The organism is Kitasatospora sp. NPDC048286 (assembly GCF_043201735.1).
Lineage (GTDB): Bacteria > Actinomycetota > Actinomycetes > Streptomycetales > Streptomycetaceae > Kitasatospora.
Genome location: NZ_JBICZE010000011.1, coordinates 213,667 through 236,949 on the forward strand (window position 1 = coordinate 213,667; position 23,283 = coordinate 236,949).

General features: G+C 72.2%; 25 protein-coding genes and 1 pseudogene. 12 read left to right on the forward strand and 14 right to left on the reverse strand.

The features are described 5' to 3' along the window. Positions 1-74: 74 nt before the first annotated feature. The 9 genes and pseudogenes from ACGF13_RS26220 to ACGF13_RS26260 form a co-directional block, all read right to left on the reverse strand. Positions 75-2,075: an alkyl/aryl-sulfatase gene (locus ACGF13_RS26220; RefSeq protein WP_392879298.1), complete on the reverse strand. Its 2,001-nt coding sequence runs from the start codon at positions 2,073-2,075 to the stop codon at positions 75-77. 246 nt (positions 2,076-2,321) lie between these two features. Further along, positions 2,322-2,837, reverse strand: a complete 516-nt coding sequence (locus ACGF13_RS26225; RefSeq protein WP_392879300.1) for a DinB family protein — start codon at positions 2,835-2,837, stop codon at positions 2,322-2,324. A gap of 148 nt (positions 2,838-2,985) precedes the next feature. Next, complete coding sequence (locus ACGF13_RS26230; RefSeq protein WP_392879302.1) at positions 2,986-3,363, reverse strand: hypothetical protein; 378 nt, start codon at positions 3,361-3,363, stop codon at positions 2,986-2,988. 134 nt (positions 3,364-3,497) lie between these two features. Further along, a complete protein-coding gene (locus tag ACGF13_RS26235; protein ID WP_392879304.1) occupies positions 3,498-3,797 on the reverse strand; it encodes a hypothetical protein in 300 nt (99 codons plus the stop codon). 117 nt (positions 3,798-3,914) lie between these two features. After that, positions 3,915-5,156: a phosphatidylserine decarboxylase family protein gene (locus ACGF13_RS26240; RefSeq protein WP_392879305.1), complete on the reverse strand. Its 1,242-nt coding sequence runs from the start codon at positions 5,154-5,156 to the stop codon at positions 3,915-3,917. Between the two features lie 44 nt (positions 5,157-5,200). Beyond that, entirely contained in the window at positions 5,201-6,622 is a 1,422-nt protein-coding gene (locus ACGF13_RS26245) for a M20/M25/M40 family metallo-hydrolase (protein ID WP_392879308.1), read from the reverse strand. 37 nt (positions 6,623-6,659) lie between these two features. Next, positions 6,660-7,688 (reverse strand): annotated as a pseudogene (locus tag ACGF13_RS26250) (agmatine/peptidylarginine deiminase). Between the two features lie 237 nt (positions 7,689-7,925). Further along, entirely contained in the window at positions 7,926-8,135 is a 210-nt protein-coding gene (locus ACGF13_RS26255; RefSeq protein ID WP_392879311.1) for a DUF397 domain-containing protein, read from the reverse strand. Further along, complete coding sequence (locus tag ACGF13_RS26260) at positions 8,120-8,959, reverse strand: Scr1 family TA system antitoxin-like transcriptional regulator (RefSeq protein WP_392879314.1); 840 nt, start codon at positions 8,957-8,959, stop codon at positions 8,120-8,122. Before ACGF13_RS26260 ends, ACGF13_RS26255 begins: the two co-directional genes overlap by 16 nt. 119 nt (positions 8,960-9,078) lie before the next feature. Between ACGF13_RS26260 and ACGF13_RS26265 the strand changes: the two genes are divergently transcribed. From ACGF13_RS26265 to ACGF13_RS26280, 4 genes are all read left to right on the forward strand, one after another. Further along, positions 9,079-9,279 (forward strand): hypothetical protein, encoded by a 201-nt coding sequence (locus ACGF13_RS26265; RefSeq protein ID WP_392879317.1) that lies wholly within the window; start codon positions 9,079-9,081, stop codon positions 9,277-9,279. A 1-nt stretch (position 9,280) separates the two neighbouring features. Next, positions 9,281-9,523: a hypothetical protein gene (locus tag ACGF13_RS26270; RefSeq protein ID WP_392879320.1), complete on the forward strand. Its 243-nt coding sequence runs from the start codon at positions 9,281-9,283 to the stop codon at positions 9,521-9,523. 12 nt (positions 9,524-9,535) lie between these two features. After that, a complete protein-coding gene (locus ACGF13_RS26275; RefSeq protein ID WP_392879323.1) occupies positions 9,536-10,003 on the forward strand; it encodes an NUDIX domain-containing protein in 468 nt (155 codons plus the stop codon). Positions 10,004-10,320: 317 nt separating this feature from the next. Continuing rightward, a complete protein-coding gene (locus ACGF13_RS26280) occupies positions 10,321-11,805 on the forward strand; it encodes an Ig-like domain-containing protein (RefSeq protein WP_392879326.1) in 1,485 nt (494 codons plus the stop codon). Positions 11,806-12,077: 272 nt separating this feature from the next. Here the strand turns inward: ACGF13_RS26280 and ACGF13_RS26285 are convergent, their stop codons facing one another. Both ACGF13_RS26285 and ACGF13_RS26290 read right to left on the reverse strand, forming a co-directional pair. Further along, positions 12,078-12,398, reverse strand: a complete 321-nt coding sequence (locus ACGF13_RS26285) for a hypothetical protein (RefSeq protein ID WP_392879328.1) — start codon at positions 12,396-12,398, stop codon at positions 12,078-12,080. A gap of 260 nt (positions 12,399-12,658) precedes the next feature. After that, positions 12,659-13,486 (reverse strand): hypothetical protein, encoded by an 828-nt coding sequence (locus ACGF13_RS26290; protein ID WP_392879331.1) that lies wholly within the window; start codon positions 13,484-13,486, stop codon positions 12,659-12,661. Between the two features lie 509 nt (positions 13,487-13,995). On the opposite strand from ACGF13_RS26290, the gene ACGF13_RS26295 reads away from it, so the two are divergent. Continuing rightward, positions 13,996-15,201: a hypothetical protein gene (locus ACGF13_RS26295; RefSeq protein WP_392879334.1), complete on the forward strand. Its 1,206-nt coding sequence runs from the start codon at positions 13,996-13,998 to the stop codon at positions 15,199-15,201. A gap of 276 nt (positions 15,202-15,477) precedes the next feature. Further along, the gene (locus ACGF13_RS26300) at positions 15,478-16,086 is read left to right on the forward strand and encodes a DUF2306 domain-containing protein (protein WP_392879337.1); all 609 of its coding nucleotides are present in this window, start codon (positions 15,478-15,480) and stop codon (positions 16,084-16,086) included. Positions 16,087-16,093: 7 nt separating this feature from the next. Here the strand turns inward: ACGF13_RS26300 and ACGF13_RS26305 are convergent, their stop codons facing one another. Further along, positions 16,094-16,774, reverse strand: a complete 681-nt coding sequence (locus tag ACGF13_RS26305; RefSeq protein WP_392879340.1) for a hypothetical protein — start codon at positions 16,772-16,774, stop codon at positions 16,094-16,096. A gap of 203 nt (positions 16,775-16,977) precedes the next feature. Here ACGF13_RS26305 and ACGF13_RS26310 point away from each other — a divergent pair, with 203 nt between their 5' ends. Then, positions 16,978-17,367, forward strand: coding sequence for a hypothetical protein (locus ACGF13_RS26310; RefSeq protein ID WP_392879343.1), 390 nt, complete (start codon positions 16,978-16,980; stop codon positions 17,365-17,367). Positions 17,368-17,436: 69 nt separating this feature from the next. Here the strand turns inward: ACGF13_RS26310 and sigJ are convergent, their stop codons facing one another. Beyond that, positions 17,437-18,372, reverse strand: a complete 936-nt coding sequence (sigJ, locus tag ACGF13_RS26315; RefSeq protein WP_392879344.1) for an RNA polymerase sigma factor SigJ — start codon at positions 18,370-18,372, stop codon at positions 17,437-17,439. A 171-nt stretch (positions 18,373-18,543) separates the two neighbouring features. Between sigJ and ACGF13_RS26320 the strand changes: the two genes are divergently transcribed. Both ACGF13_RS26320 and ACGF13_RS26325 read left to right on the forward strand, forming a co-directional pair. Further along, the gene (locus ACGF13_RS26320) at positions 18,544-19,020 is read left to right on the forward strand and encodes a carboxymuconolactone decarboxylase family protein (RefSeq protein ID WP_392879346.1); all 477 of its coding nucleotides are present in this window, start codon (positions 18,544-18,546) and stop codon (positions 19,018-19,020) included. A gap of 34 nt (positions 19,021-19,054) precedes the next feature. Then, positions 19,055-19,441 (forward strand): DoxX family protein, encoded by a 387-nt coding sequence (locus ACGF13_RS26325; protein ID WP_392879348.1) that lies wholly within the window; start codon positions 19,055-19,057, stop codon positions 19,439-19,441. 66 nt (positions 19,442-19,507) lie between these two features. Here the strand turns inward: ACGF13_RS26325 and ACGF13_RS26330 are convergent, their stop codons facing one another. Continuing rightward, positions 19,508-20,380 (reverse strand): polysaccharide deacetylase family protein, encoded by an 873-nt coding sequence (locus ACGF13_RS26330; protein ID WP_392879350.1) that lies wholly within the window; start codon positions 20,378-20,380, stop codon positions 19,508-19,510. Positions 20,381-20,537: 157 nt separating this feature from the next. Between ACGF13_RS26330 and ACGF13_RS26335 the strand changes: the two genes are divergently transcribed. The 3 genes from ACGF13_RS26335 to ACGF13_RS26345 are packed head-to-tail and all read left to right on the forward strand — an operon-like array spanning position 20,538 to position 23,232. Further along, on the forward strand, positions 20,538-21,221 hold the full coding sequence (locus ACGF13_RS26335; RefSeq protein ID WP_392879353.1) for a response regulator: 684 nt from the start codon (positions 20,538-20,540) through the stop codon (positions 21,219-21,221). Beyond that, entirely contained in the window at positions 21,218-22,744 is a 1,527-nt protein-coding gene (locus tag ACGF13_RS26340; RefSeq protein WP_392879356.1) for a sensor histidine kinase, read from the forward strand. The genes ACGF13_RS26335 and ACGF13_RS26340 overlap by 4 nt, the downstream gene beginning before the upstream one ends. Then, on the forward strand, positions 22,741-23,232 hold the full coding sequence (locus tag ACGF13_RS26345; protein ID WP_392879358.1) for a hypothetical protein: 492 nt from the start codon (positions 22,741-22,743) through the stop codon (positions 23,230-23,232). The genes ACGF13_RS26340 and ACGF13_RS26345 overlap by 4 nt, the downstream gene beginning before the upstream one ends. Positions 23,233-23,283 lie beyond the last annotated feature (51 nt).

The following is a 23,283-nucleotide window of genomic DNA, read 5'->3' on the forward strand; positions in this document are numbered from 1 at the left end:
GCGGGCGCCCGTTCCCCGCGGATTCCGGCAGGCCGGAATCCGCGGGGAACGGGGCAGGGGCTCGCGGCCTCGCGTCAGGGCGTGGTCAGGCCGAACCAGTACTCGAAGGTCTCCAGCAGCCCGTTGAGGGTGTCGAGGGTGTCGATCGTGCCGGAGACGACGGTGAGGTCGCCGTCCGCGAGGAGCTGCGCGGGCGTGGCGTCGCCGACGGCCAGGCGGTTCAGGCCGTCGCGGGTGACGGTGTAGGTGGCGTCGGTGCCGTCGTCCGCGGGCGCCGGGGTGTAGACGAGGACCCCGTTGCGCAGCCGGACGGTGCACTGGTCCGGGTCGCCCGCCAGGCCGCCGGTGACGGTGAAGCCGATGGCCAGCGGCGAGTCCGCGGCCTCGGGGCCGTCGAGGCGGATGCCGACGTAGTCGAAGAGCATCTCCAGCGACATGGCCGCCAGGACGGGCGGGGTGATGAGCTGCGGGTTGGGCAGGCCGGGCGGGGCGCCGTCGGCGGGCCGGTTGCGCAGCTCGAACGCGGCGGCGAGGTAGAAGTTGCGCCAGGGGCCGCTCTCGGCCTGGTAGCCGAGCTGCTCCAGGACGTCGGCCTCCAGCTCCCGGGCGTCGGTGTCGGTGGGGTCGGCGAACACGGCGTGGCTCAGCAGTTCGGCCGCCCACCGGTAGTCCTCGGCGCCCTTGGCGTTCTCGTAGGTCTGCCGGGCGAGGTCCACGACCTTGGCGGCGCCGCCCATCGCGTCGACGTAGCGGGGGCCGGCCTGCTCGGGCGGCAGGGTGTGCAGGTGGGCGGCGTTGCCGTCGTACCAGCCCAGGTAGCGCTGGTAGACGGCCTTGGTGTCGTGGCTGACGGTGCCGTAGTAGCCGCGGTTGAACCACTGCCCGGCGAGGCCCTCGGGGAGGTTGCCGTCGAGGTCCTCGGCGATCTCGGTCATGGTCAGGCCCTGGTTGGCCAGCCGCAGCGACTGGTCGTGCAGGTAGCGGTACAGGTCGGACTGGCTGGTGAGGAAGGAGACGATCACATCGGGGTTCTCGGTGCTGTTCCAGCGCGGCCAGAAGTGGCTGGCGAACAGCGTGTCGGAGCGGTCCGCGAACCACTCGATGGACTGCCGCAGGTACTCCGACCAGGACTTGGCGTCCCGCACCTGGGCGCCGCGCAGGCTGTAGAGGTTGTGCAGGGTCGGGGTGGCGTTCTCGGCCATACAGAGGGCCCGCACGTCGGGCAGGTAGAAGTTCATCTCCGCCGGCGCCTCGGTGCCCGGGGTGAGCTGGAACTCCAGGTTCACCGGGCCGAAGGCCACCACCTGGCCCTGCACGGCGACGGTGGAGTCGACGTTGAAGGTGGGCGCCAGCAGGCCGGAGGAGCCGTTCGAGTTGGTCTTGCCCAGCCCGGCGTCGACCTGCCCGTGGGCGGAGCGCTCCAGCAGCGACCCGTACATGAACAGCGCCCGGCGCTGCATCGCGTTGCCGGCGTAGACGTTCTCGCTCACCGCGTGCTCCAGGAACCCGTCCGGGGCGATGATCTCCACCCCGTCGGGCACCACACCGTCGGGGAACAGGCCGAGCACACCGCCGTAGTGGTCGATGTGGGAGTGGGTGAACAGCACCGCGCAGATCTCGCGGTCCTGCCCGCGGTGCGCGCGGTAGAGGTCCAGGGCCGCGCTCGCGCACTCCTCGCTGACCAGCGGGTCCACCACCACGATCCGCGGGTCGGCCCCGGTGGGGTCCTCCAGGAAGGTGATGTTGGACAGGTCCATGCCGCGGACCTGGTAGACGGCGTTCTCGACGACCTCGAACAGGCCGGTGTTCATGTTCAGCAGCGCGTTGCGCCACAGGCTCGGGTTGACGGTGTCGGGCGCCGGCCCGGTCAGGAACGCGTACGGAGCCAGGCTCCACGCCGGGAGGTCGCTGCCGGCCCGGTCCACGGTGAAGTCCGCGGACAGGGCCTCGATCAGGCCCTGGGCGGCGAACGCCGCCTCCGGGTCCTGGTCCGGGGAGGGGACGACGACCGCGGCGTTCAGATCCGCCGTCAGCGACGTCGCCGGCTGGGGCTCGCGGGGCGTGGAATCGGTCAAGGGTCTGTTCCTCTCGTACGGCCGGGAGCAGGCCCGGCGCGGACTGGGGTACCCGTGCGACTGCGAGCCGACCGATCACGGAGCGAAATCGAACAGATGCTCAACGTAATTGGTCGGCGCACAGATCATGTCAGCCCGTGACCGCCGTCACCAGAGCGAGAACCAGCCACACCGCGCGCCGCGCCCACAACGAACCGGGCCCGGAGGACGTCGAGTTGACGCCTCCGGGCCCGGGAACAGTCGCCCCTAGAAGTAGCCCTTCGCCCCGTCCAGGAGCTCCCGCACGATGTCGGCGTGCCCCGCGTGCCGCCCGGTCTCCTCGACGAGGTGGATCAGCATCCAGCGCAGGTTGGCGCCGCCGGAGCGGTAGCCGGTGTGCTGGCCGACGTCGTCCAGGGAGGCCGCCGCGACGATCTCGTCGCTGCGCGCGCACTGCGCCTCGTACTCGGCGAGCAGTTCGGCCAGGGGGCGGCCGCCGGTGTGCCAGTCGGCGTCCTCGGTCGACTCGTCGAACGACGGGTTCTGCTTCTCGTCGCCGCCGAGGAACAGCACCTCCAGCCACAGGTGTTCGGTCCAGCGCATGTGCGACAGGAGGCCGGCCATCGTCATCGCCGGCGAGTCGGGGAGGACGGAGCGGTGCGCGTCCTCGTCGCTCAGCCCCTCGCACTTCCAGCGCAGGATCCTGCGCTGCAGGTCCAACCAGCCGGTGATCGCGGTGCGTTCGTCCGCGAGGAGCGGGGGGCGTTTCAGTTCCGATGCCATGGAGGGGCAGGCTACCGGCGCGTAGCGAATGGCGCACCGGATTTACGGGCGCGCTCCGGCGGGCAGTCTGGCGGGTGGGGCGTGGGAAGTCGGCCCGGCCGACTTCCCACGCACACGGCGCGCACGGGCGTACAGGCGCACACGGCCCTTACGCCGCAGCGTCGTTGGCCGCGAGCAGCGGTGCGAGGCGGGCGGCCGCGGCGGTGACGGCGGGCCAGCCGGGGGCGTCGAGGTAGCCGGCGCCGGCGGTGGAGGGGCCGTGGGCGTCCTGGACGGCGGTGTAGGCGACGCCGAGGGCGGCCATCAGCTCGACCTCCTCCTCGGTGCGCAGGCTCCGGCCGAGCCAGGGGAAGGGTTCGTCGGCGTCGCAGAAGTCGTCGAACAGGACGCAGGCGGTGTAGTCGAGGTCCTCGAACTTGCCGGGGTCGAGCCGCACTTCACGCGGTAACGCCGGGTCGGCCAGCGCGGAGACCGCCTGGACGACCTGCAGGCGGAAGGAGGGCTGGGCGATGCCGTGGTCGGTCATCCCGGGAGCGTACCGGCCTCCTACATGCCGACCTTCCCGAGGGCTGAGCGCCGTGCGGGACGAGACGAGACGGGAGGGGACGAGGCGAAGGGCCCCGGGCCGGGGCGGCCCGGGGCCCTTCGGGAAACGGCTCGTCAGATCTTCTCGACGACGTTGGTGCGGTGGCGGTCGTTGTTGGAGAGGAAGACCGCGTCGAGCACGAAGCCGTTGTCGAAGGTCACCTCGTAGTAGCCGCCGCCGTCGTCGCTCGTCCGGATGGCGGTGATGGTGCCCTCCTGCCCCTTCGCCAGAGCGAGCGCGGACACGAAGGCCTCGTCGTCAACGCCCTCGACACCGTTGGTGGCCGTCTGGCGGGTGACATACGTAAGGACCCTCTGCGACGTGAGTTTGATCGTGTCGGTGGTCCGGACGCGGTCCTTGAGTTCAAAGGTCATGTCATGCCTTCAGCGCAGAGGGGGCGGGTTCGATTGTCGGGTCCACGCTGCCCACGTAGATCCATTGGCATACGTGCATTCACCCGATCGAGTGACATGGGTTTGTGGCCGGGCTGCCTACTCCAGGCCGGCGACCTTGGAGTTGACGAGGAGGTTGGAGCCGCCCGGGTACTGGGTGGGGACGAAGTCCAGGTCCACGTCCGGTCCGAAGACCAGGCAGTGGGTGGAGCCGCCGTAGTGGAACATGCCGATCTCCTCGCCCCGCCTGACCTCCTGGCCGACGTCCACCGTGACCTCGCAGGAGGAGACCTCGGCCATGCCGATGGCGACGAAGGCCATCAGCCCGACGTTCGGTTCCTCGGCCTCGATGTAGACCACCGCGCGGGCGGCGAGTTGGGCGAGGTAGCCCTGGGACAGGTCGGGCGAGGCGACGTCGCACAGTGCCACGGGCGTCTGGGAGTAGTACGTGCCGGGGACGTTGCGCACGGCCTTCACCGTGCCGTCGACGGGGCTGTGCCAGCGGTGGTAGCTGAGCGCGCTCAGGAACGCCTGGTAGACGGTGCCGCCGACGAAGTCCTCGGCGGCCGGCTCGGCCGACGTCCGGTGGGCGGAGTCGAGCATGTGGGCGAGGGAGTACGGCTGGCCCTTCAGCCAGAACGTGTCGCGCAGTTGGGCCTTCTTCCTGGCCAGGTGGTAGGGGGCGGACTCGCACGCGTTGGCGACCTCCCCGACACCGGTGGCGACGGGCCGCACGCCGGGCCGGAGCCTGCGGGTGAAGAAGTCGTCCCAGGAGGTGAACCCGTAGTACCGGTCCTCGGGGTCGCACACGAAGGTCTCCTCGAAGCCCGGCATCGCCTCCAGCGCCTTCTTGCCGAACCAGCCGTCCGGGTCCTCCTTGTCCAGCACGTCCTTCGAGGCCTCGCTCGTGAGGTACGCGTCCCACTCGTCGAGCATGTCCTTGAAGCAGGCGTTGACCTTGTCGTCGAGGAACGCGGCGAAGCCCGCCTGGGTGCCCATGGCCCAGTTGAGGATCGCGTTGAGGGGGAAGCCCACCAGCCCGGTCTCGTTGAACCTGGGCGCGTCCTGGATGTTCTGGTTGAACAGCTGCAGCAGGTCGTCGACCGACTTCACCTGGGGCGAGCCGGTCGGCGTCTCCCGGTGGGACAGCTGGATCAGCATGTCGTTGAAGAGCATGTACACCTGGGGGTCGTCATCGATCAGCTTGCGGAACGCCTCGACGGACGGCTTCAGCAGGGCCTTCGGATCGATGCTCTCGATCTGGTCGTCCAGCCAGTCCCTCAGGAAGCCCTGGTCCGAGGGGAGCCATTCACCCGCGACTGCGGGGGCGATGAGTGCCATGGGATGTCCTTTCCGACCTGCGAGGTCTGCGGAGGCCGTGGACGTCAGACCGTGCCCGCGGGGACGGCCGTCGGCGCCATGGCCTCCAGTCCGGTCGCCTTCGCCCCCGGAGCCAGCAGGTCCAGTAGGTAGCACTCGGCGAGCGTCATCGTCGCCAGCTCGTCGATGTCGACGCTCTCCGGGTACGAGTGGATGAGGCAGGTCGGCTCCTGACAGCCGATCAGCAGCAGCGCCGCCTTCGGGTTGATCCGCTGGAGCTGGGCGACCAGGGGAATGGACCCGCCGTCGCCGGTGAACGCGACCTCCTTGCCGGGATAGGCGTGCTTCATGGCCTTGCCGGCCACCGTGAACGCGGGCAGCGTGGTGTCCGCCTCGAAGCCCGCACCGCCCGCGTCGACGGCCTTCACCGTGACCTCGGCGCCCCACGGGTTCAGCGCGCCCTGCTCCAGGAACTGCCTGAGCAGGAAGACGGCGTCCGCCGGATTCTGCTTCGGGGCGATGCGCAGGCTGACACGGGCCGTCACCGTGTCCCGGAGCAGGTTGACGGCGTCCTTCATCGACGGGACGCCGTCGAGCCCCACCACGTTGACCGACGGCCTGTCGAACAGCCTGCTGCCGAGCGTGTCCGTGCCGATCAGGCGCACGCTGTCCAGCACCCCGGCCTCCTTGCGGAACCCGTTCTCGTCGGGCTCGTGGCCCTGCCAGTGCTCCCGGACCAGGCCCGGCACCGCGACGTCGCCCGCGTCGTCGAGCAGCTTGGCCAGCATGCGCACCAGCACCATGAAGGCGTCCGGCACCGGGCCGCCGTACACGCCGCTGTGCTTGGGGATCCCCAGGGTGCTGACCGTGACGTCGACGTCCACCACACCGCGCAGGCTCGTGGTGAACGTCGGCTCGCCGAGCTTGTAGTTCCCAGCGTCCGCGACGACGATGACATCGGCCTTGAACAGGTCGGGGTTCTTCCGGACGTACGTCTCCAGGGTGTCGCCCGACTCCTCCTCGCCCTCCAGGACGACCTTCAGGTTGACCGGAGGCTTGCCGTCGAACGCCCGCAGAACGCCGACGTGCATCATGACCCCCGACTTGTCGTCGGCGGCGCCACGCCCGACCACGCGGTTGCCCTTGATCACCGGCTTGAAGGCCTCGCTCCAGCTGCCGGGCTTCACCACGTCGTAGTGGGCGTACAGCAGCACCGTGGGTGTGTCCTTCGGCGGGTTGGCGGGCCCGCACCGGGCGTACACGAGGGGGGCGTTCTTCTTCTCGTCACCGATGCACTTCTGCTCGACGTCGGTGACCTTCGCCGCTTTCAACAGCTCCACGCACTTGTTGGCGGCGTCCTTCACCGGTTGGAGCTTGAAGGTCTCGCCGTCGTAGACCGACGGGATCTTGACCAGATCCATGAGGTCGGCGACCAGTTGCTTCTTCAACTCGCTGATCTTCTTGGAGAGATCGGGTTTGTTGTTCATCTCCGTCCTCCGGGCTCCGGACTCTGCGCTGCCGCGCCTAGCTGATGGCCGGCTCCTGCTGGGTGATGCAGTGGGCGCCGCCGCCCCGGGCGAACAGCGGCCGGGCGTCGACCGGGACGACCGGGCGGTGGTAGGCCGCGTGCAGGATCTCGTTGGCCTCGTGGTCGGTGTCGTCGGCGAAGTTGCAGGCGATGATGGCGTCGTTGCACACCACGTGGTTCAGGTAGCTGTAGTCCGTCCAGCCCCCGTCCGGGGTGTGCAGGGTCCTCGGTGCGGGCACCTCGGTCACCGTCAGCTGCCGGCCCTTGAAGTCGGTCGCCTGCTTCAGGAGTTCGATGACGCGTTGCGACACCTTGTGGTCCGGGTGCTGCGCGTTGCCCTGGGTGTGCACGAGGACGTGGGCGGGCTCGGGGAAGGTGGCCACGAGGTCGACGTGCCCGCGGGTGCCGAACTGGTCGTAGTCGCGGGTCAGCCCCTGGGGCAGCCAGACGAGCTTGCAGTCACCGAACGCGAGGCGGAAGTGCCTCTCGACCCGGTCCCGGGTCCAACCCAGATTGCGGTACGGGTCCAGCATCACGGTCTCGGTGACGAGGAACGTCCCCTCGCCGTCGGTGTGGAAGCCCCCGCCCTCGGCGACCATCTCGGACGGGATGATCTCGGCGCCGACCTCGTCGGCGATCGTGGTCGCCACCCGGGCGTCCCAGGCTCAACTCGCCCACGACTGCGCGCCCCAGGCGTTGAACACCCAGTCGACCGCGCCCAGGCGGCTCCGCTGGGCGTCGACGACGAAGGTCGGCCCGGTGTCCCGCGCCCAGCCGTCGTCCAGCCCGGTCACGAGCAGCGTGACCTCGTCGTCGAGCAACTTCCTGGCGTACGGCTCCTCCTCGGCCGTCACCAGCATGGTGACCGGCTGACCGCCGTGCTCCGTGATCGCGTTGGCCACCGCCGACCAGGCCCGGCGCGCCTCCTCGGCGGGCGTGCCGTAGTCGGCGACGGGCCAGGCCATCCAGGTCCGCGCCTGCCGTTCGGTCTCCGCGGGCATGTGCCATGTGGATGCGGTCGTCATGGGGTCGCTCCGTCCTCGCTGCGACGCCGCGGCAACGCCTTCGCACCGGAGAGACAGCCGTAGCGGTCGCCCGTATCCTCGGTCCCGGTTGCCCCCTTCTTCCACCGTAGGAATCCGCACACGCCGACGCGCGCCGGGAGCAGGCGGCCCGTGTACTCCATTCGGGTGAGTGACTGCGGGTGCGCACAGCTCGGCCCCGCCGTCCCGGGGATGGGGTGGCGGGGCCAGTGGTTACGGTCAGTGGGTGTCGAACTCGCCGGTGCGGACTGCGATGACGAAGGCCTGCCAGGCGGCGGAGGGGAAGAGGAGCGCCGGGCCGGAGGGGTCCTTGGAGTCGCGTACCGGCATGACGCCACGGAAGCCGTCGGCCACCTCGATGCACTGGCCGCCGTTTGGGCCGCTGTACGAGCTCTTCCGCCAGGAAGCCTCCGTCAGGTCGACATCCACTCCAGATCCCTCCTCACCGCACGCATGAAAGTCAACGATTCGGTCTGACCAAGGGCCTCGACCGCCAGCCGATCGTAGCTCTTGGCCAGCTCGGCAACCGACTTGGAATCGCGGTCGATGTAACCGCGCTGCTCAACCTCGCCGTAAGCGAGAACTTTGCGGTTCGGCATGGTAAGGAGGGTCGCCATGTGGGTGAACGGCCGGTTCGCGCCCAAGGTGAACGGGGCCACCTGGATAATCACGTTGGGTCGAGCAGACAACTCCTCAAGATGAAGCAGCTGTTCAACCATGACGTCACGTCCGCCGACGACCCTCCTGAGGCAGGTTTCGTCCAGCACCACGTGCAGGACTGGGGGAGGGGTCCGCTGCAGGACTTGCTGCCGGGCCATCCTGAATTCGATGCGCTCGTTGGCCAGTTTCTGGGGCGAGAGGCCCAGGTTGACGCTACCCATCTGGAGCGCGGTTGTGTACGCGCGGGTCTGCAGCAGTCCGGTGATGACGGTGGCCTCGAAGATCCTGATCTCTTCGGCAAGGGCCTCGTAGCGGGAGAACTCCGGGAAGCCCTCCAGGATCGCGGCGTTCTTCAGCTGATACCACATCAGCAACATCGTGCCGCCCGTGTCGAGCGCGATGTCGGACAGCTCGGCGAGCTTGCGAGTCGGCGGCCGGTGCGCAAGTTCGATGTACGAGAGGTGCGAGGGGGAGCACCCGATGAGCGGGGCCAGCTCTTCCTGGAGGAGGTCCCTGGCCTCTCGGAAGGCCCTGAGCTGGATTCCGAAGGGCGCCCAGGGGCTCGACTCCGGGTCAATCTTCTTCTTGTTCATGGCAGCCCTCAACTCCCGTGGTGCCTCATGGCAAGTAGCAAGCCACTTCTGATCCTAGGGGACCGTGCGCCACCATGTGCACAGAACGTGAAACTCCGATCGCAGAGGGTTCCATTTCCATGCCCCACGACCAACTCCCGCGCCTCCACGGCTACGGCGTCCGCTGGGACCCGGAGGCCGACCGCTACCGGGTCCGCAACGAGATGACCGGCGAGTGGCTGCGCCGGCCCGGCGGTGACCTCGCCGCCTTCGTCTTCTTCGGCGACGCTTACAGCGCCTGGCGCACCTTCGAGGTCCACAAGCGCCCCGGGGAGCGGTGAGATGTCCACTCTCTCCCGCGCGACCGCCGAGCAGCGCCGCAAGGCCGCGGACGTCCTGGACGACCTCACCACCGTCCTCGCCCTCGGCCGCGTCCACCTCCCGACCCTCGAAGTCGACTGGGACACCGGCCGCCTGACGTGCAGCTACCTGCTGCACCTCACCGCCCGCCCCGTCGACCTCCTGCGCATGGTCGACCTGCTCCGCAAGGGCCTGCGCTACGAGCGCCTCACCTTCGACGTCTGAAAGCGACCCCCGATGCAAGACCCCCGCCTTCTTGCCAAGCCCCCCGTCTGCCGGCTCGGCTGCCTCGTCCTGATCCGCAACCAGCGCGGCGACGTCCTGCTCGTCGACCCGGACTACATGGACGGCATGATCCTGCCGGGCGGCTCCGCCCGTCCCAACGAGCCCCCGCACCTGGCCGCCGCCCGCCACCTCCACGCGGACACCGGGCTGATCGTGCGTCTCACCGACGTCCTCGCGGTCGACTTCACCCCGGCCGACCGCTACCTGCAGCGCCTCAACCTGGTCTTCGACGGCGGCACCGTCCCGGACAGCACCCGGATCACCGTCTCGTCGCAGCGCCGGAGCGGCCTGCTCGGCGCCCGCTTCGTCCCGGCGCCGGACCTGCCGGACTTCATGGCTCCCTCCCAGGCCGCCCGTGCCACCGAGGCCCTCGCTCACCGCTCCCTGCCCGTCCTCCTCCACGGCCAGCGCGCGGCCTGAACCGGTGCGCCCCCTCGGCCCGGCGCGAGCCCCGCGCCGGGCCGGGGCACTGCCGGCGTCGACAGGGCGGCGGCGGGGCCACGACCTGCGGTGACACCGGCCCGGACTGCGTGAGAGCCGGCGGGTCGACGAGGCCGGCCAGTACTGCAACGGTGCGTGCAGTGACGGCTTTCGGGGTCGCTCGTTGGGCCGCTCGCGGGCCGGGACATATCCGAGGTCGATGCTCGTGGCTGGGTCGGGGCGGATCTTCGCCCTCCCGCTCGGCAGGCCGGCGTGCGTCCCACCCCACCCACATCCCTCTCCAAGGACGGGGCCACATGACCACCCTCATCGGCCGCACGCGCGCAACCGCCGCCCTCCTCTGCTCCGCGGTCATCGGCATCGCCGTGCCGCTCTCCCCGGCCGCGGCGTCCACCGCCACCGTTCTCACCATGAACGGCTCGTCCGTCACCGGCGCGGCCTACGCCGGCACCCAGCCGCAGAGCTTCAGCATCGTCAAGCAGGCCGACGGCTCCTTCGGCATCCGCAGCTTCTACCAGGGCACCAACTCCGTCCTGGACATGAACGGCTCCTCCGTCGCCGGCAAGCCCTACGCCGGTACCCAGCCGCAGAGCTTCAGCATCGTCAAGCAGGCCGACGGCTCCTTCGGCATCCGCGGCTTCTACCAGAACGTCGTCCTCACCATGACCAACCCCACGGTCTCCGGTCAGGCGTACCAGGGCACCCAGAACCAGAGCTTCGAGCTCGTCCGGCAGGCCGACGGCTCCTGGGGCATCCGCGCCTTCTACCCCGGCCCGAGCACCGTCCCGCAGGCTCCCCAGGCCCGCAACGACGCCGCTTCCACCGCCGAGAGCCAGTCCGTCGACATCGACGTCCTCGCCAACGACTCGGGCACCGGCACCACCCAGCCGCTGGACCTGACGATCGCCGGCATCTCCACCCCGGGCAACGGCACCGTCAACGTCGTCAACGGCAAGATCCGCTACACCCCCAACTCGGGCTTCGCGGGCTGTGACTCGTTCACCTACACCATCGAGGACATCTTCGGCCAGCGGTCCACCGCGACCGTCCGGATCGCGGTCTCCGCGGTCAACCACCTGACCGCGCAGCAGATCAGCGGCACGGCCCTCACCGTCTCCGGCAACGGCTTCGCCGGTACGCCGTACCAGAACGGCAACGGCGCCCAGAAGTTCGCCCTCGTCCGCCAGAACGACGGTTCCTGGGGGCTCCGCAACCCCGCCAGCAACCTGGTCCTGGCGACCAACAACGGCAGCGTCAACGCCGCCCCCTACGACGGCTCCCCGTCGCAGAGCTTCAACCTCTACCCCCAGGGCGACGGCTCCACCGGCATTCGCAACACCTACTCCGGTGACGCCCTCAACGTCTACTCCAACACCGGCGCCGTCAGCTCCGGCCCGTACACCGGTGTGGTGCCCCAGAGCCTCGAACTGGTCGACCAGGGCGACGGCACCTACTCCGTCCTCACCTACTACGGCAGCACCCAGGTGCCGCAGCTCCCGATCGCCCGCACCGACGGCGCGTCCACCGTCCAGGGCACCGCGACCACCGTCGACGTGCTCGCCAACGACACCAACGCCGGCCGCACCGACTCCAGGGGCCTGTCCCTGACCGCGGTGTCCGCCCCGGCCAACGGCACCGCCGAGACCGTCAGCGGCCAGGTCCGCTACACCCCCCAGGTCGGCTTCACCGGCTGCGACACCTTCACGTACACCGTCACGGACGTGTTCGGCCGCAGCACCACCGGCACCGTGAACGTCGCCGTCGCCGCCCGCCTGCCCTGACCCTCGACACCTCCTCGTTCTCTCCCCGCCCCGCCCCGCACCGGTTCGGCGCGGGGGCGAGGCCGGTGCCCCGGAGGCGTTGACCCCGCACCTGCGCTGCCGACCCGGCCGGCCGACCCGAGCGAGGCGTCCGCCGGGTGATCCCGCGGGCCGCCCGGGGGATCCCTCGCCCCCTGCCCGTCCTCCGCCACGGCCGGCGAGCCGCCCGAACCCGCACATCGCCTCGGCCCGGCGCGGAACTCCCGCGCCGGGCCGAGGCGTTCAAGCCGAGGTCAGTCCAGGGCGAGGAAGCTGCCGACGTGCTCGTCCGGCCGGAACTCGCCCGGCCCCAGGGGGTTGAGGATCTTCGTCTGGCAGTTGCCGTCGGGGAACAGCAGGATGGTGCCGCCGGTCCGGTTGGCGACCGCGATGTCGGCGCCGAGGCCGGGGTAGCACTGGCCGGCCTTCGGATCCCGGGTCTGCGTGAACTGGCTGCCGTTCTCCTGGATCACGACGCCGGGGGCCGCCGAGGCGGTCGAGACATTGACGAGGGACAGGGCGAGGACGCCGGCGGTGACCGCGAGGACGGCGCGGGGGCTGAAGCGCATGCGCATGAGGAGACTCCCGTACTGGGTGGGCGTTCGTCGGTGGGAGCCCCGAGGCCCCGGACCGGCCGGCGCCCCATCGCTCCCGGCGACGGATTACCCCGTCCCGGAACCGGCCCCACCGCGGGCCCGTCGGTCCACCTGAACGGCGGTCGTGCGCCCGCCGCGACGCGCTCCCCGCCCGGACGTGCCCCGGCCCGGCGCGGGGCTCCCGCACCGGGCCGAGGTGTTCCCGCTGCTCCTGTGTGGGCCTGTACGGGTCCTGCCGGTCAGGAAGGCCCGGCGCTGTACGTCAGCACGACGCAGCCGGCCTGGCCGGCGAGCCCCGACTTGCCGTCGTTGATGTCACCGGCGGCGATGGTGCCGCCCGGGCCGCCGTGGCCGCCACGGCCGGCCGTCCCGGGGCAGCCCGCGGGCGGGTGGCTGGCGCCGGGGTTTCCGCCGTCGCCGCCGTGGCCGCCCTTCTTGGCCAGGGCGCCCTTCCCGCCGTGGCCGCCCCGTCCGCCGTCCTGGAGATCGGCGTCGGCGCCGTCGCAGCGGCTGTCCGCCTTCTGCCCGGGGGCGGCGGGGCTACCGCCGGAGCCGCCGGTGATCCCCTTGCGGCCGCCTTCGCCGCCGCCGCCCCAGTCGGCGGAGACCTTCTTCGAGTCGTCGACCCGGACCGTCGACGGGTCACCGCCCTTGCCGTTCGTGCCGCTCGTGGGAAACAGCCCGCCCGTCCCGCCGCCCCGGCCGCGCCCGCCGGGTTCGACGGTGATCCTCAGGGTCTTCGCGTGGCTGACGTCCAGGACGCAGCTCACCAGGGCGCCGCCCCCGCCTCCCGCGCCACCCCCGCCGCCGCGGCCGTACTCGGCGACTTCCGCGCCGCCGCCCCCGCCGCCTCCACCGCCCGCGCCGAGGGCGGCGACCGCGATCCTGGTGACCCCGGCCGGGACCGGGAAGTCGACCGTGCCCGGCGAGCTGAACACCTTGGTCTGCGCGACCGCCGGGGCGGGGGCCTCGGCGTGGGCCGCAGGCGCTGCCACCACCCCCGTCGCGGCGAGCACGGCCGCGGTGCCGGCCGCCGAGACCAGGGCCCGGTGAAGTCGTCGACGCATGCTGAACTTCCTTCCATGAAAGGACAGTTGGGACAGTGCGACGCTGCCCGGCCCGAGCTCCTCCGGCGTACTCCTTTCTAGCCTGATCACCCGATAGTGTGAGCACCTGACCGCTGCGGAGACGCCCTTCGACCACGTGCGCGAACGGCGCCGCCCTGCGGGGCGATTCCCGGTCGGGCATGCCCCACCGCTGTGCGGTGATCGGCGATCCATGACGTCAACGCTTATGGCTGTATCACTCGAAGGTGTGGCACTTTGCATCCTTCGGCTGACGGCGGGAATGCCACTGGGCGGGAACGAGAGCCGTCGGAGCAGCGACAATCGGGGTGTCGCCGGCTGATCCTGGGACCGGCTACGGACACCCATGCCCCTGGGCGTCTCTCTCGGCTCTCCCCCCCCGGAGAAGGACTTGCACAGCCTGGCCTGCGTGATGTCAGCCAGGCCACGGCGCGGTGCGATCGACGAGACGCGGCTGCGCGACGAGTGCGGCCGCAGTAAGGAGAGTCTCGATGAAGATCCTGCTCGCATCAACGACCCCGAGGGCGGCACGACGGCTTCGTGCCGTCTCGGCGGCATTCGTCGCCCTGGCTGCCACCGCCGCGGTGGCCACCGCTCCGTTCACCGCGCAGGCGGCCACCGGGCGCGGCCCGGGGACCGCCCGTCAGGCGGCCCACGGCCAGATGGCCTTCACGGACAGCGGCAACTTCACCGTCCCGACGGGCGTGACGTCGCTGACCCTGTACCTGTGGGGCGGGGGAGGCGACGGTGCTGCCGGTGGCGGTGCGGGCGGCGGCGGCGGTGGTGGCGGCGGCGGTGGGGCGAACCTGGGAATCCCTGACACGCTGGGTGGTGGCGGCGGCGGAGGAGGGGCGGGCGGCAGCGGTGGTGGTGGCGGCGGTGGCGGTGAGGGTGGCGGCTACGCCGTGTGCATGCTTCCCGTCGCCCCCGGCGACCCCATCGCGGTCAGCTTCTTCACCTCCAGTTCCGTGTCCGCGCCGGGCGGTGGCGGCACCGGAGGCGGTAGTGGCTCCGGCGGAGGCGTGATGGGCAACGGGTCGTCGGGCCGCGCCGGGCACCAGGGCAGCTCTGCAGGCTTCGGCTCTGCGGTCGGCACGAGCGTCGACGTGACCGACGAAAACACCTACGTCACCGCCGGAGCGTTCGGCGGAAGTACGGGCAATCCGGGAACTGCTGGCGCGGCGGGAGGCGGCGGCAGCGGCGGACAGGGCGCAGAGGTCACCGAGTTGAGGAGCCCCGGCGGCGCCGGCGGGACGCCGGGCGGTACGTCCAGCGGCGGCGCCGCCGGCAACCTGAACAGGGGAGGCGGCTACTGTCGCGGCTCCAACGAGACCCTCGTGTCCGGCGGGCCCGCGTCCGCCGGCCAGAACGGCAGCGCGGGCGCCGCAGGCGTGACCGGCGGCGAAGGCCGCCGCGGAGGCGTCGCGGGCCAGGGCGAAGCCGGCGGGAGGGGCGGGGCGGGAGGCGCCGGCGGTGCGGGCGGCGCCGCACCCGCCGGCACGATGTTCACCCCGCCCGGGGGAACCGGCGTCGGCGGCCGTGGCGGCGATGCCGGCACCGGCGGCAACGGCGGTAACGGGGGCAACGGCGGCGGCAGCGCCTTGAGCGGCGGGAACAACGGTGCCGCCGGAGCCGGCGGCACATCCGGGTCGGCCGCACAGCGTGGAGGACCCGGCTACGCGCTGATCACCTGGTAGCCGGCGCCGGGGCGGGACCGCACCGGACAGCCCCAGCTGATGCCAATGGTCGGCTCCGATCGGCAGGTTGCCGGTGCAACGCCCGGGCCGGTCCTGGTCGGTCGCCTTCGCGGCCACCGGGCCGGCCCGGGCGTTCGTGCTCGATCCGGTGCCGGTCCGAGTCGGCCCTTTGAGCGGTCAAGTCCCTTGGTGTGTAGGGGAGATGGGGGTTATCTGAGGGTGCTATCCGGGTTCGACCCGGATGCCGTAGGGGCTGCCGGGCCCGAGACTTGACGCATGCGCATCACTCGGGCCGGTTGGGCCGTCATGACGGTGCTCTCCCTGTTCATCGTCGCGATCTCCGCCAAGTACTTCAGCTTCGACCCGTCGACGTTCTTCCGCCACCAGCGTGCCACCTACCTGAGCCACCAACTTCCGCTCTACCTCCACGTCTTCGGCGCCATCACCGCCCTCGCCGTCGGGCCCTGGCAGTTCTCCCGCCGCCTGCGCGAGCGCCACCCGCGCCTGCACCGCCGCACCGGCGCCACCTACCTGCTCGCCTGCCTGGTCGGCGCCATCGGCGCGCTGCTGCTGGCGCCCGTCGCGTACGGCGGCGCCGTCACCGGGGCCGGCTTCGCCTGCCTGGCCGTGGCCTGGCTGGTGACCGGCGGCGCCGGGCTGCGGGCCGTCCTCGACGGCCGGGTCGCCGACCACCGCCGCTGGATGATCCGCAGCTTCGCGCTCACCTTCGCCGCCGTCACCCTGCGCCTCATGCTGCTCGCCGCCACCGCCTCGCACCTGGACTTCCGTACCTCCTACACGGCCATCGCCTGGCTGTGCTGGGTGCCCAACCTGCTGCTGGCCTGCTGGTTCACCCGTACCCGCCGCCCTGTCGCACAGGTGTGACCCGGGCTCAGAGGCGAGTGCAGACGTGGGTGGTGGGCTTGCCGCCCGAGGTGTGGGCGATGGTCAGGACGTTGTTCGCGTAGCTGACGTCCAGCTTGTCCTTGCTGCTCGCGGCGGTGGCGCCGGGCGGCGCCCAGGGAAAGGTCAGCTGGACGGTGTCGCCCACGGCGTCCGGCACTTGGAGGGCCTCGGGGTGCCCGGCCATCAGCTTCTTGGGGCCCTCGAAGAGGCTCAGCGACAGGTGCCCGCCGCGCAGCAGCAGGCTGCCGCGCCAGGTGACGGGCTTGCCGTCGAGGTCGTTCCAGACGAGTGTCCAGCCGCCGTTGCGGCCGCTGGACTCGATGGTGATCTTCCCGTGGGCCTTGTCGCCGCGGGTGCTGGTGGACTCGATCGCCCAGGTGCCGGTCACGAAGGAGTCGAAGATGCGCTCGCCGACGGTCGGCTTGGCGGCGGGGGCGGTAGGGGTGGTGGGGGAGCCGGTGGGGGCGGGAGTGCCGGTCGGCGAGGCCGGGGGAGCGGCGTCCGTCTTGGCGCTACTGCCGCCGCCGCTGTCGCCACCGCTGCCGGAGCAGGCGGCGACCAGCGCGGACCCCACCCCGAGCGCGACGTAGCGCAGGGCGTTGCGCCGGCCGATGGCGCGTGCGGCGGCGTCGAGCCGGCGGAACCGGTCGATGTGACGGCTGCTCATGCTTCCCCCGTTGGCGGTTCGTTGATCAAGTCGGGGAGTGTAGCCCGGGTTAGCCCGGACGGGCACCGGCATTCCCCCGCCCGGGTCGCCGGAGCCGTTCCCCCGTCCACGGAAAGGGTGGTTCGGGCACGTATCGGAGGTCGGTGCGGGGAGCAGCCCCCGCCGACGCCAGTCCGACCCCCCCACGCCCTCAGGAGGCCGCCGTGGCTCGCACGAAATCCCTCGCCCTGACCGCTCTGACCGCCGTCACCGTCCTGTCCGCGAGTGCCGCCGTCGCCTTCGCCGACGGCGGGTCCGCCGTCAAGCCGAGCGTCGTCGTCCCCGCCGACCAGGCCGCCGCCGACCCCGCCCTGCTGGCCGCGCACACCCCGGTCTTCGGCAACCCGGTCGACGTGCCCGCGGGTGGCCACGGGATCGCCACCGTGACCTGCCCGTCCGGGCAGGTGCCCACCGGTGGTGGCGGTCAGACCAGCGGCTTCGACATCTTCTTCACCGACTCCTACCCGAGCGGCAGCTCCTGGGTCATCCGCGGCACCAACACCGGCACCACGGCCCAGTCCCTGTCGGCGAACGCCGTCTGCACCACCCCCTGACCTCTCGGGCGAACGGCCCGGGCCCGGCGTCTTCGGGCCCGGGCCGTTCCGTGTCCGGCGGGCCGGGGCCTACGCCTGCGGTTGCGGCAGCAGTCCGAGGCCGGAGAGCGGGCCGAGGTGGGCGAGCTTGTCGGGGTTGGAGACGGCGTGGACGGCCCGCACCGTGCCGCCGGCGTCGACGTCCAGCCCGATGACGCTGGCCACGCGCCACTCGGCGTCGTACACCACCGCGCCGGGGCGGCCGTTGACCCGCGCCGGTACGAGGTGCGCGCCCAGGCGGCGCAGGCGGCGCAGCCCGCCGACGAGCAGCTGGGCGACGCGGCGCGGGTCGGTGAGGCAGTGGGCCAGCGCGCGGGCCTTGCCGCCGCCGTCGCCCCGGAAGGCGACGTCGGGGGCGAGCAGGCCGAGCAGGGCGTCCAGGTCGCCGCCCTCGGCGGCCGCGAAGAAGCGGCGGGCCAGCTCCTCGCCCTCCGCGCGGCGCGCCGGGGGAGCAGGGGCGTCGTCCTTGAGGGCCAGGCGCTTGCGGGCGCGGGCGAGGATCTGACGGCAGTTCGCCTCGCTGCGGCCGACCATCCCGGCGACCTCCGGGTAGCCGTACCCGAACGCCTCGCGCAGCGTGAACACCGCACGCTCGACCGGGGAGAGGGCCTCCAGCAGCACCAGGAACGCCATCGACAGCGAGTCGGCCAGCTCGGCGTGCTCGGCCGGGCCGGGGCGCTCGGCGGTGCTGACGACGGGCTCGGGCAGCCACTGGCCGACGTAGGTCTCGCGGCGCACCCGGGCGGACGTGAGGTGGTTGATGCCCAGGCGGGTGACGGCCGTGGTCAGGTACGCCCTGGGGGCGGCGATCGCGGTGCCGGCCCGCTCGGCGCGGGCGAGGCCGAGGAAGGCGTCCTGGACGAGGTCCTCGGCGTCGCCGACCGAGCCCGTCATCCCGTAGGCGATGGAGAACAGCAGCGGCCGGTACCCGGCGGCCGTGCCCGCCACATCCGTGTCACCCGTCATGGAATCCCCCTGTCCCGTGCGTGGCCAGCAGGCTAGTGCGAGGCCGTTCGCGGCCCGCGCGCGGGTGGTGTGACGCGGGTCACGGTGCGCGGGCGGCCGGGGGCTGTCACAAACCGGCGGGCTGTCTTGTCTTCATGACAGCAACGGAAAACACCGACCGAGGAGCACACCATGGAACCCCGCCTCGACGTCTTCACCAACCCGATCCTGGGCAAGGTCGTCAAGCACCTGATCGCGGCCAGCAAGCCCACCACCGAGTCGAGCCTGCCGCTCGCCGTCCAGGAGCTGGTGCGGCTGCGCGCCAGCCAGATCAACGGCTGCGGCCCCTGCGTCGACATGCACTTCAAGGAGGCCGTGCACGCCGGGGAGGACCCGGCGCGCCTGAACATGGTCGCCGTCTGGCGCGAGGCCACCGTGTTCACCGACGCCGAGCGCGCCGCGCTGGAGCTCGCCGAGGAGGGCACCCGGCTCGCCGACGCGGCCGGCGGGGTGAGCGACGAGGCGTGGGCGAACGCCGCCAAGTACTACGACGAGGAGCAGCTGGCGGCGCTGGTCTGCGTGATCGCGATCATCAACGCCTTCAACCGGGCCAACGTGATGATCCGCCAGCCCGGCGGCACCTACGAGGTGGGTATGTACGGCCACTGAGCGGCCGCGGACCCGAGAACGGAGAGGACGTGCCGTGAACGTCGCACTGTGGATCGTCGCCGGACTGCTGGCCGCCGTCTACCTGCTGGGCGGGGTCTTCAAGGTGGTCGCGCCGAAGGAGAGGATCGCCGCCGCGGGGGCCAGCGGCCACTGGGTGGAGGACTTCAGCGCCGGCGGGGTGAAGGCCATCGGCGCCGTCGAGGTGCTGGCGGCGGCGGGGCTGGTGCTGCCCGCCGTGCTCGGCATCGCGCCGGTGCTGGTGCCGTGGGCGGCCGTCGGGCTGGTGCTGCTGATGGCCGGTGCGGCGGCGGTACGCTGGCGCCGCCGGGAGTACCGGCTGGTGGCGGTGGACGCGGTCTACGTCCTGCTGGCCGCCTTCGTGGCCTGGGGACGCTTCGGGCCCGAGCCGTTCCTCAACTGACCTGACGGGCAGCGGCGGTGGCGGCAGGAGGGTCGGGCCCTGACGGCGGGCCCGGCCGGTGGCCGCTCACACGCGCGGGAAGCTGAAGGCGTAGCCGTTGTCCCGCAGCCACGGCAGCAGCTGCTCCAGGGCCTCCAGCGTCTGGGCGCGGTTGCCGCCGCCGTCGTGGAGCAGGACGGTGGGGCCGATGCGCAGCTGGGCCTTCGCCGTCTCGACGATCCTCTCGACGCCGGGGCGTTCGAAGTCGCGGGTGTCGGCGTTCCAGCCGAGGGGGCGCATGCCGTGGGCGGCGGCGATCTGGCGGCTCTCGGGGGTGAACGCGCCGCCCGGGGCGCGGTAGTAGGGGACGGGGGCGCCGCCGGTGGCGTCCTGGATCATCCGCAGGCCGTCGACGATCTCTTTCTCCTGGTACGCGACGTCCTTGTGGTCCATCGCGGTGTCGTGGCTGACGCTGTGGTCGCACAGCCGGTGACCGGCGGCGACGACCTGGCGGGCGAGGTCGGGGTGGGCCCGGGCGTTGGGGCCGAGCATGCAGAAGACGGCCTTGGCGTTGTTGCGGGCCAGGACGTCCAGGATCCGCGGGGTCCACTGCGGGTCGGGGCCGTCGTCGATGGTCAGGTTGACGGTCTTGCCCGGGTCCTCGGACTGGCGGGAGATGCTCATGTCCACCGCCGGCGCGGGCAGGCCCGGGGCCGGGGCCGGGGCCGGGTCCGAGGCCGTGTCGCTCGCGGCGGCGGACACGGCGGGCCGGTCCACCGCGCCGGCGACGCCCAGCAGGGTCAGGGCCGCCGCCCCGAGTGCCGCCACGCCCAGGGCGGTGCGCAGGCGCCCGGACGTCCCAGGCGGGCGGACCAGCCGGTCCGCCCGCGGGTACCAGCTGCGCGGGGTCTCGCCGATGGGGGTCTGCTCGGCGGGGGTCTGCTCGTGGTGGTCGCGCATGGCGGTGCTCCTCGTCCGGGGCTCGGGTGTCGGTGCCCACCACTGTCCGCCGCGCGGTTACGGGCGCTGTGATCTGCAGATGAGCGTTTTGCAACAAGCAGGCCCGCACCTGCGCCACGGGCCCGTTTCCGCAGGTCGGGCCCGGATACTGGTGCCCATGGCACGGCTACTGCTGATCGAGGACGACGACTCCGTACGCGAGGCCCTGGCCCTGGGCCTGCGCCGCCAGGGCCACGAGGTGCGCACCGCCGCCTCCGGCGAGGAGGGACTGGAACGCGCCCGGCAGGAACCGCCGGAGCTCGTGGTGCTCGACCTGATGCTGCCCGGCATCGACGGCTTCGAGGTGTGCCGGCGGCTGCGCCGGGCCGGACCCACCCCGGTGATCATGCTGACCGCCCTCGGCGACGACCTCGACACCGTCCTCGGCCTGGAGGCCGGAGCCGACGACTACGTCGTCAAACCCGCGCAGTCCCGCGTCCTGGACGCCCGCATCCGCGCCGTGCTGCGCCGCGCCGGCGGCGGCACCGGCCCGGAGGCGGACCGCGAGACCCACGGCGACCTCGTCCTGGACCGGGCGGCACTGACCGTCACCAAGCGCGGCGCCCCGCTGCCGCTGGCACCCAGCGAAATGCGGCTGCTGCTGGAGCTGTCCGCCGCCCCCGGGCGGGTCTTCAGCCGCGAGCAACTCCTGGAATCCGTCTGGGGGCTGGGGCGCCAGGAGGACATCCGCCTGGTCGACGCCGGAGTGAACCGGCTGCGCGCCAGGATCGAGGACAGCCCCTCCGCGCCGCGCTACATCCAGACCGTGCGCGGCTTCGGCTACCGCTTCGGGCCGCTGTGACCACCGAACCGCCGCAGCCCGAACCCCGGCAGCCCGTCGTCCCGCAGTCCGAACCGCCGCAGCCCGCCTCCCCGCAGCCCGTCCCGCGCCGGATCCGGCTGCGCCGCGCCGTCGCCGGACTGCGGCCCCGCCTGCTGGCCGCCTTCGTCGCCGTCGCCGCCCTCAGCGCGCTCGCCACCGCCACACTCACCTACCGGGCCGCCACCAACTCCACCCTGGAACTCACCCAGGACACCACCCTGGACGAACTGCGCCGACGCGTCGACACCCTCGCCCCCGCCCTGCCGTTCCCACCCACCGCAGGCGAACTCGACCGCCTGGCAAGCCAGTTGTCCGGAACCGGCGGATTCCGCGACTGGCGCATCCTGGCCGCCCACGGCAACGACCACTCCGAGTGGACCCAACCCGTCGCCCTCCCGCCCGCCCTGGAAGCCACCGTCAACCGCGGCCACGCCGCCTTCCAGCGCTTCACCGCCGACGGCCGGCCCTGGCTCGCCACCGGCATCCCCGTCACCAACGCCGCCGCACCCAACGCCCCCTCCGGACTCACCGTCTACGCCCTGCTCCCCCTCGACCGCGAGCAGAGCGCCAGCAACGCCCTGCTCGCCGCCGCCGCCGGAGCCGGCGCCTTCGCCGCGATCCTGGCCGCAGGCCTCGCCCTGCTCGCCGCCCGCCAGGTCCTGCGGCCCGTACGCGCCCTCGGCGACGCCGCCCGCGACCTCGCCCAGGGCCGCCTCGACACCCGCCTCACCGTCACCGGACACGACGAACTCGCCCAACTCTCCAAGACGTTCAACCACACCGCCCGCACCCTCCAGGGCACCATCGAGGAACTGCGCGCCATCGAATCCCAGGGCCGGCGCTTCGCCGCCGACGTCTCCCACGAACTGCGCACCCCCCTGACCGCGATGCTCGCCGTCACCGACATCCTCGACGAGGACGCCGAACAACTCCCCGAGGACACCGCCACCGCCCTGCGCATGATCAGCAACGAGACCACCCGCCTCACCCGCCTCGTCAACGACCTCATCGAGATCTCCCGCCTCGACGCCGGCGCCGCACCCCTGCACACCGAGACCGTCGACGCCGCCACCGCCGTCCGCGAGACCCTCGACCTGCGCGGCTGGAACGACCGGGTCGAACTCGACCTGCCCACCGCCCTGCCCGTGCGCCTCGACCCGCGCCGCTTCGACGTGATCGTCGCCAACCTCGTCGGCAACGCGCTGCGCCACGGCCGCCCGCCCGTACGGGTCGCCCTGCGCGCCGCGGACGACGACCTCCTGCTGACCGTCACCGACCGCGGCCCCGGCATCCCGCCCGCCGAACTCCCGCACCTGTTCGACCGGTTCTACAAGGCCGACAAGGCACGCAGACGCTCCGAGGGCAGCGGCCTCGGCCTCGCCATCGCCCAGGAGAACGCCCGCCTGCACGGCGGCCTCATCGACGCCGCCAACGCCCCGACCGGCGGCGCCGTGTTCACCCTCGTCCTGCCCCGCGGCCTCGTCGAGGAGAAAACCCCGTGACCGCCCGACACCGGCTCGCCGCCGCCCTCACCGCCCTCGCCGCGCTGCCGGCGCTCTGCGGCTGCTCGATCTCCGCCACCGGCCCGGTCAAGAGCGGCCGGCCGGCCACCGGCATCCAGCCCGGCACCCGGCTCTACTTCCTCGGCCAGCACGGCATCCAGCTCGCCATCCGGCCGGACGCCCAACGCGAGGACCTCCAGCAGACCCTGGACACCCTGCTCGCGGGCCCCGCCCCGGCCGAGACCCGCGTCGGCCTCTACAGCGACCTGCCCGCCTACGGCCGCGTCCAGGTCACCACCACCCCCGGGGTGGTCACCCTGCGCCTGAACTGGTCCGCCGCGCTGCTCTCCGCCCCCGCCATCCAGCAGCTCGCCTGCACCGCCGAGGACGCCCCGGCCGAGTCCGGCTCCGTGCCGAAGGTCGCCATCGTCAGCAGCGACGCCCCCTCCGCCATCCATCAGCAGTGCGACCTGCACCGCACCGGCTGACCGCCCGCACATGAACGGGCCCGGTATGCCGCAGCGGGCGTACCGGGCCCG